This is a genomic window from Desulfacinum hydrothermale DSM 13146, from assembly GCF_900176285.1.
GTDB lineage: Bacteria > Desulfobacterota > Syntrophobacteria > Syntrophobacterales > DSM-9756 > Desulfacinum > Desulfacinum hydrothermale.
Genome location: NZ_FWXF01000017.1, coordinates 1 through 14,460, shown reverse-complemented (window position 1 = coordinate 14,460; position 14,460 = coordinate 1). Strand labels below are relative to the sequence as shown.

The 14,460-nt window shown below is 58.7% G+C and carries 13 protein-coding genes and 1 pseudogene; 1 reads left to right on the top strand and 13 read right to left on the bottom strand.

The annotated features are described in order from the left end of the window. Positions 1 to 148: 148 nt before the first annotated feature. The 10 genes from B9A12_RS13220 to B9A12_RS17045 form a co-directional block, all read right to left on the bottom strand. The gene (locus B9A12_RS13220) at positions 149 to 562 is read right to left on the bottom strand and encodes a GxxExxY protein (protein ID WP_084058642.1); all 414 of its coding nucleotides are present in this window, start codon (positions 560 to 562) and stop codon (positions 149 to 151) included. A 298-nt stretch (positions 563 to 860) separates the two neighbouring features. Next, positions 861 to 1,895: an MraY family glycosyltransferase gene (locus B9A12_RS13215; protein WP_170920605.1), complete on the bottom strand. Its 1,035-nt coding sequence runs from the start codon at positions 1,893 to 1,895 to the stop codon at positions 861 to 863. Next, complete coding sequence (locus tag B9A12_RS13210) at positions 1,892 to 2,869, bottom strand: UDP-glucose 4-epimerase family protein (protein WP_084058582.1); 978 nt, start codon at positions 2,867 to 2,869, stop codon at positions 1,892 to 1,894. Before B9A12_RS13210 ends, B9A12_RS13215 begins: the two co-directional genes overlap by 4 nt. Continuing rightward, positions 2,862 to 4,028, bottom strand: a complete 1,167-nt coding sequence (locus B9A12_RS13205; RefSeq protein WP_084058581.1) for a glycosyltransferase family 4 protein — start codon at positions 4,026 to 4,028, stop codon at positions 2,862 to 2,864. The genes B9A12_RS13210 and B9A12_RS13205 overlap by 8 nt, the downstream gene beginning before the upstream one ends. Beyond that, on the bottom strand, positions 4,028 to 6,013 hold the full coding sequence (gene asnB, locus B9A12_RS13200) for an asparagine synthase (glutamine-hydrolyzing) (RefSeq protein WP_084058580.1): 1,986 nt from the start codon (positions 6,011 to 6,013) through the stop codon (positions 4,028 to 4,030). The genes B9A12_RS13205 and asnB overlap by 1 nt, the downstream gene beginning before the upstream one ends. Then, positions 6,001 to 7,215: a hypothetical protein gene (locus tag B9A12_RS13195; RefSeq protein WP_139796632.1), complete on the bottom strand. Its 1,215-nt coding sequence runs from the start codon at positions 7,213 to 7,215 to the stop codon at positions 6,001 to 6,003. Before B9A12_RS13195 ends, asnB begins: the two co-directional genes overlap by 13 nt. Positions 7,216 to 7,461: 246 nt before the next feature. Next, positions 7,462 to 8,355, bottom strand: a complete 894-nt coding sequence (locus tag B9A12_RS13190; RefSeq protein WP_084058578.1) for a sulfotransferase domain-containing protein — start codon at positions 8,353 to 8,355, stop codon at positions 7,462 to 7,464. 166 nt (positions 8,356 to 8,521) lie between these two features. Then, complete coding sequence (locus B9A12_RS13185) at positions 8,522 to 8,704, bottom strand: hypothetical protein (RefSeq protein ID WP_139796631.1); 183 nt, start codon at positions 8,702 to 8,704, stop codon at positions 8,522 to 8,524. 204 nt (positions 8,705 to 8,908) lie between these two features. After that, positions 8,909 to 9,127, bottom strand: a complete 219-nt coding sequence (locus tag B9A12_RS17890; RefSeq protein ID WP_084058576.1) for an IS3 family transposase — start codon at positions 9,125 to 9,127, stop codon at positions 8,909 to 8,911. 156 nt (positions 9,128 to 9,283) lie between these two features. Beyond that, complete coding sequence (locus B9A12_RS17045) at positions 9,284 to 9,457, bottom strand: hypothetical protein (RefSeq protein WP_170920604.1); 174 nt, start codon at positions 9,455 to 9,457, stop codon at positions 9,284 to 9,286. Between the two features lie 308 nt (positions 9,458 to 9,765). On the opposite strand from B9A12_RS17045, the gene B9A12_RS17970 reads away from it, so the two are divergent. Beyond that, positions 9,766 to 10,761 carry a transposase gene (locus B9A12_RS17970; RefSeq protein ID WP_084058574.1) on the top strand — a complete coding sequence of 332 codons (996 nt, stop codon included), beginning with the start codon at positions 9,766 to 9,768 and terminating at the stop codon, positions 10,759 to 10,761. Here the strand turns inward: B9A12_RS17970 and B9A12_RS13165 are convergent. The 3 genes and pseudogenes from B9A12_RS13165 to B9A12_RS13155 form a co-directional block, all read right to left on the bottom strand. Continuing rightward, positions 10,737 to 12,125, bottom strand: coding sequence for a lipopolysaccharide biosynthesis protein (locus tag B9A12_RS13165; RefSeq protein WP_084058573.1), 1,389 nt, complete (start codon positions 12,123 to 12,125; stop codon positions 10,737 to 10,739). The genes B9A12_RS17970 and B9A12_RS13165 overlap by 25 nt on opposite strands. Positions 12,126 to 12,974: 849 nt before the next feature. After that, positions 12,975 to 13,952 (bottom strand): UDP-glucose 4-epimerase GalE, encoded by a 978-nt coding sequence (gene galE / locus B9A12_RS13160; RefSeq protein WP_084058572.1) that lies wholly within the window; start codon positions 13,950 to 13,952, stop codon positions 12,975 to 12,977. A gap of 190 nt (positions 13,953 to 14,142) precedes the next feature. Further along, a pseudogene (locus B9A12_RS13155) lies at positions 14,143 to 14,460 on the bottom strand (anaerobic carbon-monoxide dehydrogenase catalytic subunit); the annotation flags it as partial.

The following is a 14,460-nucleotide window of genomic DNA, read 5'->3' as shown; positions in this document are numbered from 1 at the left end:
GAAGCCTGCGTTCATCTGCGTCCCATTCTTATTTTATCTGCGTCCGAAGTCCGTGTGCATCTGCTTCTTACCAATGGGACACAGATACACGCAGATAAACACAGATTTATTTTTATATCTGTGTGCGCAGCCCGCGTTCATCTGCGTCCTATTCCACACCCACCCACGATAAATCGCCTTTGCGCTCGTTGTCATACGCCTTGCGCTTCACCTGCGGTTTCGGTCCAAAATTGAGCAACAGCCCCACTTCATAGCGGGTTGCCTTCAGGTAATTCAACAACTGCGCCTCGTGTTCGGCTGACAGCGTGCGCACCGACTTGAGCTCGACGATCACAGCATTGTCCACAAGCAAGTCGGCAAAGTATTCCCCCACCACATGCCCCCCATAGAACACCTGAATGGGCGCCTGAGGCACCACATCCAGACCGATTTTCCGCAGCTCCAGGGCCATGGCGTTCTGGTAGACCTTTTCCAAGAAACCATAGCCCAGTATGTTGTACACTGTGTAGAACGCCTTCAGAATTTGGTCGGTGATGGCTTTGTGTTTGTATTGCTCGCCTATCACACATCCTCTCAAATCAATGGAACACAGACCCACACAGATAAACACTGATATATGTTTTTATCTGCGTGCGCAGCCTGCGTTTATCTGCGTCCTATTTTTAATGGGACACAGATTCACGCAGATAAACACAGATCTAATTTTTACTTATCTGCGTACGAAGTCCGCGTTCATCTGTGTCCTATATTTTTCTCTGCGCACAGCCTGGTACTCTCCAAGTGTTGGCCGAAAACGGCAAGGCAGCCACTGCCGGACGCCTCTCTTATGCTTGATCACAGCTGAAGCAACCTCATCCCGTTCAGGAAAACGGGGCCCGACGATCGACCCAGACCATGGCCGCGATCAAAACGGTAGTTGCGCCCCCCAGTACCGTCCACTGGCCGGGAACCGACATGCGAACGGCGACGACGCCCGCAGCCGCGCACATCGCCATCACTCCATATTCCCAAATCACCGTGCGCCGGTGCCCCCAGCCGCTTCTAACCAGCCGCTGGTAATAGTGGCTGCGGTGCGCCTCCCAGAGTGGCTCACCGCGCAGGGCGCGCCGGAAAAGGGTCACCGTCGCATCAACGACAAACGGGGAGAACACCAGTACGGAGACCCAAAGCGGGGCAATTCCCTGCCGATCAGCCCATAGGGCAAAGACCGCCGCCAGATAGCCCAGCACAGCCGAGCCCACATCCCCCATGAAAATGCGCGCTGGCGGAAAGTTGAAGACCAGAAACCCCATTGCAGCGGCGACTACCGCCAACGCAGCCCAACCGAAGGCCGGCTCCCCTGCCAGGTATCCCAGTATGCCGTAGGCGCCGAACCCAAACACAGCCATGCCGCCCGCAAACCCGTCCATGCCGTCCATGAAGTTGTAGAGGTTCACCATCCACACGGTAAACAGGAGGGATAGCGTCACCCCCAGCCCTGCCGGCAGTGACAGTTCGATGCCGGGCAGTACCATCCGCTGCACACCATACCCCGCGATCGGCAACAAGGCCGCGGCTGCAAAGTGCACGAGCAGTCTATATAGGGGCCGTACGCCGCGAAGATCATCCAGAAAAGACACGGCAGCAAGGCCCAGCCCCCCCGCTGCCACCCACGCAAATTCAATGGGCAACTGCCACGCCGTCGCCCCCACTGCGGAAGCGACCACCAGGCCCGCAAGGATAGCGATTCCTCCCGAGCGCGGTGTGGGCTGCTCATGCAGCGAACGGTGATTGGGCTGATCGATGAGATGCAGTCGAGAGCGTGGATCGGTGAACCGTCCAGTCAGCCCAAACGAGACGACCAAGCCTGCCAGGATCGATACCACATCCAGGATTGCAAGGGATATCTGGCTCACCTTCCCCTCCTGTCGGAGCGCGACTGAATGTACCAATCCGCTGTGCGAGCGAGCTCCTCATCGACGCTCGACACCGGCTGCCAGCCAAGTACGCCTCGTGCCTTGCCGATATCCACCTGCAGCGAACCGCACAGCCGCTCCACCGTCGCCTCAAGCCCAAGCAGGCGGCCCCCGGCTTGGAGCCAGCCAGGTGGAAAGGGGAAGAGCCGGGCGGGCCGGCCCATCGCCCCGGCGATACGTCCGATGAGTTCGGGGGTCGAGAGATCCTCCCCATCGGAAACCAGGAAGGTCTCCCCCACCGCCATCGGATGATCCAAACAGGTGACCAGAAAATCCACAAGGTTGGTCAGCCCCACGAGGCTGCGACGATTGTCCACTGCGCCAAGCGGCAATGGCAGGCAGCGCGCAACCATGTTCATCAAGCGCAAGAAATTTGCGCGAACTCCTGGCCCATACACCAACGGGGGACGGACAATAACTACTTGCAATCCCGTCTCTTGCGCCACCTGGTGGAGTGCTCGCTCGGCTTCGTGCTTCGAAACGGCATAGGCATCCTGCGGCGCCGGCTTGTCTCGCTCAGTGAAGGCGGTTCCCCCGGGCGTGCCCTCGCCGTTAACCTTGATGGAACTCAAGAAAACGAAGCGCTCGACACCCACTTCGGCGGCCATCCTCGCAACAGATTCGGTCGCCACGACGTTCACGGCCCGATAGACGGCCAGCGGATCGTCCTCTGAATCGGACATCACGTGCACTCGGGCCGCCAAATGCACCACCGCATCGCTCCCCGCGAGCGCATCCTTAAGTGAATCACGGTTCGGAGCCTGCAAATCGCCAACCGCCACCTCGTTCGGCGCACCGGAGCCGCACCGCCGCACCGCTGACCGCACGACATGGCCGCGCGAAGACAACACCGAAACCAGCGCCCTCCCCACAAAACCGGTCGCGCCTGTAACAAGTACCGTTCGTTCACTCATCGGCCGTTGGCTCGAACCCCGGCTCCGCCGTCACCCCGGCCCGGTTCAAAAGCTCGCAGTAGACAGCCAGTGTTTTCTCCACCACCTGCGCCGAAGTGAAGCCGGATAGGACCATCTCCCGGCCGCGAGCCCCCATGCGCTCGCGAAGATCCCGATCTTTCAGAGCCCTTTCAATTGCACCGGCCAGCGCCTCCGGATCGCGCGGCGGCACCAGAAGGCCGTTGTGCCCGTCACGGACGATCTCACGGCAGCCGGGTACATCCGTTGCTATAATAGCCCGGCCGCAGGAAGCAGCCTCCAGCAGTACCTTGGGCAAGCCCTCGCGATATGAAGGGAGACACACGACGTGCGCCTTAGCAAACACGCTAGGCATGTCCTCGCGCCGCCCCCACCACTCGACCACACCGCTGGCGGCCCAGGCACGCAGCCGGTCATCGGGTACGGCGGCCGGATTGCCCGGGTCCGAATCACCCACCAGCGCAAAACGTGCCGAAACGCCCCTCTCCTGCAGTCTGCGTGCGGCCTCGACAAACTCGCCCACCCCCTTGGCCCAGAGCATACGGCTCGCGAGAACTACCAGCGGCTCCCCCGGCGGCTCCGGCCTCGGAGCAAACTTTTCCGGATCGACGCCGGCCCCGGGAATCAGCACCGCCTGCCCGTCCCTGATTGCCTGCCCCAAAGCAGCAAGATCATCCGGGTTTTGAAAGATCACACGCGAGTTAGGATGCCGAAAGGCCAGCCGATACGCTGCGGCTATCATCTTACGCCGTAAGGCTGCAAGACGCCCCTCGGCAATGAACACATGACCGAGCCCCGAGATTGCCTGGACCAGCGCTGGCACTCCGGCCCACGGGGCAAGCAGCCCACTGTAGACCACCGGCTTGATGGTCACCGCGTGAACCAGAGTAGGTCTAAGGCGACGAAACAGCCGGAATAGAGCCCAAAGGGTCCGGAGCTCGGCCATCGGATTGGCGCCACTACGAGAAAGAGCCACCGTATGATGCCAGAAGCCTTCCGCCTGGACCCGCGTCACAGCCGGTCCGTCCGCCGTCGCCACGTGCACCTCCCAGCCGTCCTCAAGAGCGGCTCGCGCGATGTTGAGCCGGTGCGAGAGAAAGAACCCCGCATCATTGACGACGAACAGAAGACGACGGTACATTAGCCAGCCACCATGCTCACAAGACTCTTTTCTCTGCGGTCAGCCATTCCCCGGCTCTTCTGCTGTACCTCCAGCCAGGACTGAAACATCAGCATATCCCACAGGTAATAGTGCCAGCGCCGTTTGCCGGAAACATGCTCTTCCCACATACGCCGGATGGGCGCCGCTTTGAAATAGCCCTCCTCACGCAGGCGTTTTTCGTCCAGCAGCGCCTCGGCCCAATCCCGCAGCGGACCCCTCAGCCAGTGCTCAATGGGTACGCCGAATCCCATCTTCGGCCGTTCCATCAGCTCCTTGGGTACATAGCGGTAGAGCACCTGCCGGAGCAGCCATTTGCCCTGCCCGTTGCGGTACTTGTACTCGGTGGGCACCCGCCAGACGAACTCGACCACACGATGGTCCAGCAGCGGCACCCGCGCCTCCAGACTCACAGCCATGCTCGCCCGGTCCACCTTCGTCAGAATATCGTCGGGCAGGTAGGTGAGCATGTCCAGATACATCATCTGCTCGCGCAGGCCGGGGAGGCTCGGCAGGCCATCGGGGCGGTTGAGGATGGTATCGGGTTCGTTGGCGCCAAGAACCAGCTGATCCGGATTCTTGGCATGGGACACCAGGCTGCGGTAGAATGATTGCCCATCCCGGTGTGCCAGCACTTCGGCCAGCTTGGGCAGCCGATCGGCCAAGTTGGAGACCCGGAACCGCTGTGGCAGCTTTCCCTGAAGCACATCCAGCGCATGCCCAGGCGCTCGGTTGAGCACCGCCGCCAGCATTTCCCGCAGAGGCCGGGGCAACAATCGCAACTTGCTCCAGACCTGATAACCCAGGACATAGCGGTTATACCCGCAGAAAAGTTCGTCGCCGCCGTCGCCCGAGAGGCTGACCGTCACATGACGGCGCGCTAGCTGGCTAACGAGAAAGGTGGGTATCTGGGAAGAGTCCGAGAAGGGCTCATCATAGATTTCAGGCAGCCGCGGTATGACAGCCATCGCCTCTTCAGGCGTGACGTAGAGCTCGGTATGGTCGGTACCCAGATGCTCCGCCACCGCTTTCGCATGCCGGGCCTCGTTGAAGGCCTCCTCGTAAAAGCCAATGCAAAAGGTCTTGACAGGGCGGCTGCTCTGCACCTGCATCAGCGCGACCACGGTCGTGGAATCGTATCCTCCCGACAGAAAAGCGCCCAGCGGCACGTCCGCCACCATGCGCCGTCGCACAGCGTCGCGCAACAGGCCGTCGAGCTCGTCGGCCAACGCCTGCGGGTCGCCATCAGCGGCAGCCACACCCCGCTTCGCCACCTCAGCCAAGTTCCAATAGCACTGCGGCGCCCCAACCCGCTTGCCACCCTCACTGATCACAACAAAGTGAGCGGGTGGCAGCTTGAAGATGCCCCGGTAGATGCTCCATGGTGCGGGTACGTAATTGTGGCGCAGAAACAGGGCCAGCGCGTCCCGGTTCACCTCCCCCTGCCAGGCAGGATGAACAACAAGCGCTTTCAGCTCAGAGCCGAACAGGAAAGTATCGCCATTACGACCGTAGTAGAGCGGCTTTTCGCCCATGCGATCCCGGGCCAGATACAGAGTCCGCTCACGGGCATCCCACAGGGCAAAAGCGAACATGCCATTGAGGCGTTCCAGCGCTCTCTGCACGCCCCAATGACGCAGCGCGGCGAGCAACGTCTCGGTATCCGAATGACCCCGCCAGGCAAAAGAGCCCCCCTCGCATTCCAGATCAGCACGCAGATCCGCGTGGTTGTAGATCTCGCCGTTATAGACCAATACATAACGCCCGCAGGGTGAGACCATGGGTTGGTGCCCGGCTGGCGAGAGGTCGAGGATGGAGAGGCGGCGGTGCGCCAATGCCAGGCCGGCATCCGCATCCGTCCACACACCGACGTCATCTGGCCCCCGATTAACAAGGCAGTTGACCATGCGACCGACGATGTTTGAGTCTGCATAGCCCCCGCCCCATATACCGCTCAGCCCACACATGGAGCCTTCTCTACGCTGCTCCTATGAAGACGGACAGACGACTCGGAACGAGAATAGAAAACGTAGTAAAGAAACACACCAAACTCCACCCAGAACACGAAATGCCTTGCTGAAAAATGAAACAAACCTGCCACGACAAACCCTGCCATAACTGAAAACACCAAATATTCTCGTCTACCCAATGCTCGAACCATCCCCGCAGCAAAAACTCCGTAAATCACAACAGGAACCAAGAAACCAAACTGCATAGAAAGATCCAATAGGTTGTTGTGTCCTTCCCACCCTTCAAATGGTCCTGTGAGCCCAGAAAAGGAGCCAGCACCCCATCCAAACAAGGGCGAATACGCACTCGCTTGGAGTGCATTTACCATTAAACCGATTCTGGCCCCACCTTCATCTGCCTGATGCCAAATACGCATGAGCACTTCAGCAAATTGTGGACCAAAACCCAAACCAAACACACACGCCATAAAAGAAAACAGCAATACATTTACACCGAGAGACGCCTTTTTCCAATAAAACACAACCAGATAAAAATAAATAACTATACTTATGGCAACTGAAAGTTTATAGTCATCACTCCCAGAAATTAACCCAATATAAAAAAGAACTGGAAAGCCGGCGAAAAACAACTTTCTATAATACAGAGCCAGCAACAAGGAAACAGATAGCAGATAAAAAACCAACTGGTTCGGATTGTTGGCAAAACCTTTATACCTTACCCCATAATACCCATAACCAGTGACCATCGAGATAATATTACCAGCCACAAACACTACAAAAAACACGCTAGAAACCAAACGCATATCGATGCTGTTTTCCCTTATTTCGGCCGCCAGCAAAAACGCCAGCAGGACACCTGCTATCCACGACGCAATGTACTCCGGAGACGACATTTCTGAGTACTCGGACAAGAAATACACAATAGAAGTCACTACAGGAAGAACAAGCAGAAAGGTAAACAGCAGGTATACTTTAATATACCCTGATAGAGAGCGCTCAAAACGGACCAGCACACGGAAATTCCGGACCAGCATAACAGAAATAACAACACAAAACAGAATCTCAGATAATCCTAGCGGTCCCCAAAATCGGAGCGAAGTCATGTAGCCCGTGCCGAGAGCAACGCCCAAAACCACGCTTAACCAAAGTCTCCGAGAGAAGATACTGCGACAAAATCTATTGTCGAGAATGATATTCATGACGTTCTAAACCGCCCAAAGTAGGCCTTACACATACACGTCGGAACCTCCAATAGCGTAACGAGCAACCCGAATGCAACGATCTTAAAACGCTGCAAACGGACTATTTATAAGGGAGGAAACACAAACGAACCTCTGCAACGTCAACTTTGTCCAAAATAGCAATCGGATTACACTCTTTAACTACTCTTATTGACTTTTAGAAACACTTTCATCAGACATTTTCTCTCCCTTCTGCGAACTTTCTTATGCTACATCCAGCCAAGGAGACAGATCCCGCTCCAGTAACTTCTGAAGTAAATAAATATCTTCTCGAAAGTATTCGGTCAGTTCTTCACGTAGATCAATTGACATGAGCTCTCGGGGCCGAAACCGGTTGTTATATCCGATTATTATGTTTACCAATCGCCATAACTCTGGCACGGCAAGCCACCGCTTTATGCCCAAAAAATGTCCCAGGTCACGCACGGCATAGTACAGTATCGGCCACCGCAATTCTTTCGCTGTGTTCATTGCTGGAAAGTCCTGACGCCCATCGTCCTCGACACCCAGAAAATCCAAGACCTTCATGTACTCACGGCGCGGATTCTCCTTTACATCATCTAACAGAAGAACAAGGACGCGCTGCTTACAGACAGTATCCATTAATCGCGCAAGTTGTCTACCAAATAGGCAAACATTCTTATAATTTAGCAACCTCGGTTCACGGCAACGGCGAGTGACGAACTTGCCTACCTCTCTTTCTTCGGACAGGTTCCAAGCCGCCGCAAAGTCTTTAATGTGTTCATTCCCCGTAACCAACTGCTGCTCATGCAGAGAATACGCCGCATCCACCGGATTCCTAATCATCACAATGTATCTTGAACCGGGCAGTTCTTGCTCGATGCGTGGCACAGCAACTTGGGAGGCAAGATACCACACTGAAGCCTCCCCTACAGCTGCATGCTTCGCCTTTACACCACGAAAAAGTCGTTCATATGCGTAGCGATTCGGGACTATGGAAATCTGAAGGTCGCTGTTGAAAAATTGTGGCTCTTTCATGGGAGACATATAAATATTCGGATGCTCCGCCAGCCAAGCAGACAAGGATGTAGTCCCGCATTTCGGCGCGCCAATGATGAAGAAGTTTGGATTCGTCATAAGTTGCCTCTGGAACCTCTGATCAATTCGTAAAGCCCCCGAAATCCTGTACACTGTTTTGCACAAAATTCATGCCGTCGCCGCCACTGGTGCATGTTCAGATCGCACCTGTTCCGACGTCGCATAACGATGCCGCTTGAGTATCCAGTGTTTGTTGAACCGCTTCTTAAACCCCAGCAGGGTCCCGCGCTAGCTCCTCGACCGTATCGAAGGTTTGCACCCACAGCAGCTGCTCTTTCAGGGTGCGGATAAACGCCTCGGCCACACCGTTGCTCTCTGGGGCCTTGACGAAGCCTGGAATCGATTCGATACCCAGAAAGGCTATCTCGTCCTGAAAGTGATAGCTCATGTGACTCTGACCCATGGTTATGCAGCAAGGACAGGCCTTCGGAAGGTTCCTTCGCCAAGGGACCGAAGTGTTCCAACACACCCTGATATACCGCCTCCAGTGCCTCAAAACGGGTACCGGGCGGGGGCGCATGGATGCCGACCACATCTCCCGCAAAATGGTCGATGGCCAGAAACACCATTGCCATGCCGTCCCGCCGGGTCCTCACTTGGGTGGCGTTCGTGCCCCACATCCGGTTCGCCGCCTTGGAGGTGAGGGTGACATCGTGCGTCTGCGGGCCCAAGCAGTACCCGGCCGATGCGGGACCTGCAAGCCGTGCTGGCGCATCAGGCGATGTATCCGCTCGTTCGAAGCGGGAATACCCCGGTGCCGCAGACGGGCCCATACCTTGCGGCGCCCCTCCCCGAAGGCCCAGGATCTCACTCGGCCAGCGCCGAGCGGATGCCAGCTATCACCTCATCGTCCGGCAGCACCGGTCTACGCCCCCGGCGTTGGGTCTGAACGGGCCCTTCATCGGCCGCTTGGCGGGCATAGTGTGTCGAACGGTCCACACCCCACTGCCAGTATACCCGGGCCTTGTCATAAACACACTTCGCGGGGACCGAGCAGGTTCAGCTCACGGATTCGACCTTCGCTGCAGAAAAGGGAACTCGCCCTCGTCCGGGCAATGCGCATCTCCAACAGTTCCTTGTCCATCATGAGATCCCCGACCATCCGCTTGGCCCGCTTCAGCTCCTTTTCCAGTGCTGCCACCTTGGGATCATTCGTACGACGCTTCGGGGCGCCTATATCGCCTTCGAGGAACTCATCCTGCCAGGTTGACAGAACCGCAGCCTGCTGGCCCGTTTCCCGGCGGAGTCGCATTCAGAGCTTCACCCCGGAGCCAGTGCACAACCCCCTCCTGTCGCTCTCATTGTAAGACCAGGTATGTGTCAAGTTGATTCGAGAGGCGAAACAGCGTGACTTGCATGAAGGGCGATTGGACTAGCCCGGATTATCCACGAAGGGAGGTAGACAAGAGAACGGGCACCCTCTAACATGTTGTTCCGCCAAAGAAAAACATGCCAAAAGAGGAGTGCCCGTTGGGCACAGTCTGTCACACCCAGCTCTCCTTCGCAACTCTCGGCCGCAAATCCCTCACCGCCACCTTCGACGGCGGTAAGATCACCTCCGACGCCGGTGCGCCCCTCCTGCGAGAGATCGAAGAGCGCACTGGCCTCATTCGCGCCCTCAACTCCGCCATCGCTGACCCCAGAGACCTGCGCAAGATTCGGCACGCCCAACTCACGCTGCTTCGCCAGCGCATTTATGCCATCGCCCTCAGCTACGAGAATGCGAACGACCACAACACCCTGCGTTCCGACCCTGCTATCAAGATCGCCACCGGCCACACCCCCGATTCCGACCCCGATCTCGCCTCCCAGCCCACAATCTCCCGCCTGGAAAACCGTATTTCTCGACGGCAGTTGGTCCGCCTTCCCCGGGTACTCCTCGAATCCTACATAGCCGCCCACCCCGGCGCTCGCCGCCATATCGTCCTCGACATCGATTCCACCGATAACCCCGCCCTCGGCCGCCAGCAACTGGCCCTGTTCCACGGGTTCTACAAACAGTATATGTTCCATCCGCTTGTCGTCTTCGACGGCCTCACCGACTACCCCTTGGGCGCTGTATTGCGCTTTCGGCCGCGCCCACATCCTCGTGCGCGCCAAAGGCGGCTTTGCCACGTCGACCCGCTCTCTATCGCTGCCCTTCCCCTTGCCTCTACCGGGAATTCCTGCGCTCCATCCTGGCCAACGTCGCCAGTCTTCTGGCACAACCGTTCCCGTCACGGGCCTATACCTCTCACAGGATCTACCCTGAACGCAGGGGGGGCGGCCCACGGTTCGGGGGAAAGGGCCGATGTCTGCATGGGCTTGCAGAAACGGCCGGCTTCACCCCCGGATTACACCGGGCCACAACCCCGGAACACTAAGGTCTCGCCATCATCTACCCCCCACGCCCTTGCGGGTTATGGACAATTCGGGCTGAACTATTTCGAAAACAACGCCCTATAGTTGCACGGTGCGACCCTGATGCGCCAAAACGAGAAAACAGAGGCTGCTATATTCTGCATTGCGAGCGGTACAGCTACGGCGATGGCAGCAGCGATTACACTATTCCACACGGGGATCACGCTCGACAAACCTACACACGTCATCGCCCCCAGAACTACAGAAACCCAGAGCCACTTGCCGTTTCCGGTCATCATCAACAGGCAGCCTACTGAGCCGGTGGCCGCGTTCACAAACTGCCCGGCGGCCAGAATGGTTAGCGCCACGGAGCCCGAGGCGAAGCCCTGCCCGAACAAGCCCAGTACATGCTTCGGGAAAAAGGCGAGGACCGACAGGATGGGTGCGGCCGCCAGGGCCACGAGCGCGGCCGACTTCACGGCCGTCTGTTCGAGCGCCGGCAGATCCCCCTTTGCCCAAAGCGCCGCGAACTTTGGCGCTGTCATGCTGTTCACGGCCACCAGAAGTAGGCTCGTGAGCATCGCGGTGCGGAGCGCCGCTCCGAACACACCCACGTCGGCCTTGGTGCCGACAGCCCCCAGAACCAGCAAGGGGAGCCATTGGATCACAAGGTTTGTCGCCGCAACCGCTCCCAAGGGTTTGGCGGTATCCACAAGATTTCGCCCAGGAAACGCGGCGGCGGCCGCCCGGGAGTGCGCCGTGTGGCGCCGCCAGAATCCGTAGCCCCCGACCACCGCCGCGTAGGCGGCGACCGCGTACACGGCCACCGCACCGGTCGCCCCCCACCATCTGGCCGCAACCGGAACGGTCAAAAGCGCTGTGATCGGGAGAATCAGGCTTTGCAAGGACTGGGAGGCCAGCATGCGCTTGAGGCCCTTGAGGGCCTCGGAGTGGATCCACAGCAAGGCCACCGCCGGCACGCCCACGGCGGCGGCCCGGAGGGCACCCGTGAGTTCAGGTTTTTGGAACACGGAACAGGCAAGGACGGGCGCAGCCACGAACACCGCAAAACCCAAGGGGACTGCAAGGCCGGCCGTGAAAATTACGGCCTTGCGGTACACGCCCAAGACCCTACCCCATTCCCCGAGCTCCGCGTTCGCCGCCACGAACTTCAAGGTTGCATTGTCCAGGCCCCAGAGGCCGAGCACGGCACACACCTGGAGTACGGTGAGGGCCAGAAAGAAGAGTCCCGTCTGTTCTGCGCCTAGGAGCCGGGCCACCACCACGTTGAACGCGAACATGAGCGCCGAACCGACCACTTTCACCGTGAAGGTGACGGCGGCGCCGGCGATCACCTCTCGCATGTGCTCGTCGAGCCTGCGGGCGACCCAGGCCGGTACCCAGCGAGGCAGGTTCCTCGACAAGCCGTTCGAAGTCGGAGATTCCATGCACTCTGCCGTTTTAGCCATGGAGAACCACCATTATATCTTTGAACGCCCCTAACGCGCCGCGGAGGTGAAAGGCCGTAGTAAGCGGCAAGAAAAGGGATTCGACGCATCGCGTGGGTTGGGCCGGCGGGACATCTATACTGCCTGCCTTTCCGGGGTCATGGTGCCAGGGGATGAGTGTAGCACAGGACGGCCCCGCGAAACGATCAGGGGTGACGGTTGGGCCACCCTTTTTCACACAGCGCACTACCTGACCTTTTTTGAAGAGACCACCCTTTATCACTCCAACAAGCCGCTCCTTAGCGGAGTTCTCGCGGGATGACCGATCCGCTCTATTCCACTGCAGACTAGCCATCCCAATCTGCTTTAGAGCCTGTTATTCCATACCAACAAAAAAGCCATTACGTTCCGTCCACCTTTTCAAATGGTCAAAGTAAAGGGGCTTCGGGGGCGTCAACTAAACGGCGCGCTGAGCCCACAGCTTCGCCAACTCGGTTACAACCGACCGATTGCCGCTGAGGTGCTTGGGCACCAGGTGCATAAAAATCCTACGATGACAATAGGATATTGATCTTTGTTTCGCGAGATGGTTAGTCAAAAACCGGTTGTGCGTCAAGGCATTTCACGCCAAGGCGCCGGCCGGTCGGGATGGGTTCTCGCTGGGGGAATCTTTCGGGGGCGGTTCTTTTATGTCCTCACGCAAAGGCGCCAAGGCGCAAAGATGAGGAAAGGAACGAAAGGGGCTTGTGCATCCGTATTCTATTTAATGGGACACAGATTGGCACAGACAGACACAGATTTTTTTATCTGTGTGCGTAGCCTGTGTGCATCTCCGTCCTATTGGACCACGTGGGCGTATAAGAGTGCGGATCAGAGATGCGGGGCACGGTCTTTGTGCCAGCGCCAGGCCGTTTCCACGATGCCGTTGAGATCCCACCGGAGTTCCCACTGGAGGAGCGCGCGGGTGCCGGCGCCGTCGGCCACGAGCTCGGGGGGATCCCCGGCGCGTCGGTCCGCCGGTACCTGGGGGACGGGGCGCCCTGCCACCGCCTCCACCGCCCGGATCACGTCCAGGACGCTGTGGCCCCGGCCGGTCCCCAGATTGAGGGCCACAGACTCCTTGCCGTCCCAAAGATGACGGAGCGCCCTCAGGTGCGCCTCGGCCAGATCGGCCACATGGATGTAGTCGCGGATCGCCGTGCCGTCCGGGGTGGGGTAGTCCGTTCCGAAGATCCGCACCGGGCCCCTTTTTCCCAAGGCGGCTTCCATCACCAGCGGGATGAGGTGGGTTTCCGGATCGTGCGACTCTCCCAGTTCGCCGTCCGGATCGGCCCCCGCCGCATTGAAGTAACGAAGAGCGACCCAGGAAAGGCCGTGCACCTCGCCGAACCAGCGCAGCATCTTTTCCCCCATGAGCTTGGTCTCCCCATAGGGGCTGATGGGACGACGGGGATGCTCCACGGGGATGGGGACCTGTTCCGGGATCCCGTAGACCGCGCAAGACGAGGAAAAGACGATGGAGCGCACCCCGGCTTCCAGCATGGCTCCCAGCAGGTTCAGGGTTCCTGCCACGTTGTTTTCAAAGTACTTGCGCGCATCCGCCATGGATTCGCCCACATTGGCGCTGGCGGCAAAATGAATCACCCCATCGACGCGGGTCTCCTTCAAAACCCGGCGGACCCACTGGGCATCCCGAAGGTCCCCATGCAGCAACGTGCCCCACTTGACCGCCCAGCGATGGCCCGTGGAAAGGTTGTCCAAAACCACCGGATCCAAACCCGCTCGATGCAGGGCCTTGCACGTATGACTTCCGATGTAGCCGGCACCCCCCGTGACGAGAACGCGCATGATCTCCCTCCGTTCGGTTTGACGATCTCTCCTTATCCAACCGGACGAAGCGCCTTGTCAAGAACCCCCAAGGCAGGGGGCTGACACCGCACAAAAGAAAAGGCCCCGGCTCGGTGAGCCGGGGCCTCCAACGAAGCCGCCCTTCAGGCCGGTCTTCGCCATTTTACCCCCATGGGCTTTGTCCGCTTCGTTAGTCCAGGGCGCGACGGTCGGCCATGTCGAAGAGCTTGCGTTCGCGCGGTCCCATGATCCCCAGCGCCTCGCGCTTCTTGTCGATATGGGCGATCATCATGTGTGCCATCTCGATGGGATCCTTGGCGAAGCCCCACTTGCCGAAGCCCAGCTCCTCCAGGCCCTCGAAGAGCAGCTTGTGGAACTTGGTCCCCTCGACGGACGGGAAGGTCACACCGAAGACCGTGTACACGCCCGAGGCCACGAAGTAGTGCCCGATGCTGATGGCCTTCTCGCTCATCCACTCCGGCGCCGCGCCCGCCACGGGAAGATCCGC

Bases quoted from the DNA above. Each gene is read 5' to 3' on its own strand.
- B9A12_RS13205 (WP_084058581.1), bottom strand. From the start codon at position 4,028: ATGTACCGTCGTCTTCTGTTCGTCGTCAATGATGCGGGGTTCTTTCTC.
- B9A12_RS13195 (WP_139796632.1), bottom strand. From the start codon at position 7,215: ATGAATATCATTCTCGACAATAGATTTTGTCGCAGTATCTTCTCTCGG.
- B9A12_RS13185 (WP_139796631.1), bottom strand. From the start codon at position 8,704: ATGAGCTATCACTTTCAGGACGAGATAGCCTTTCTGGGTATCGAATCG.
- galE (WP_084058572.1), bottom strand. From the start codon at position 13,952: ATGCGCGTTCTCGTCACGGGGGGTGCCGGCTACATCGGAAGTCATACG.
- asnB (WP_084058580.1), bottom strand. From the start codon at position 6,013: ATGTGTGGGCTGAGCGGTATATGGGGCGGGGGCTATGCAGACTCAAAC.
- B9A12_RS17970 (WP_084058574.1), top strand. From the start codon at position 9,766: ATGCCAAAAGAGGAGTGCCCGTTGGGCACAGTCTGTCACACCCAGCTC.
- B9A12_RS13190 (WP_084058578.1), bottom strand. From the start codon at position 8,355: ATGACGAATCCAAACTTCTTCATCATTGGCGCGCCGAAATGCGGGACT.
- B9A12_RS13210 (WP_084058582.1), bottom strand. From the start codon at position 2,869: ATGAGTGAACGAACGGTACTTGTTACAGGCGCGACCGGTTTTGTGGGG.
- B9A12_RS13165 (WP_084058573.1), bottom strand. From the start codon at position 12,125: ATGGCTAAAACGGCAGAGTGCATGGAATCTCCGACTTCGAACGGCTTG.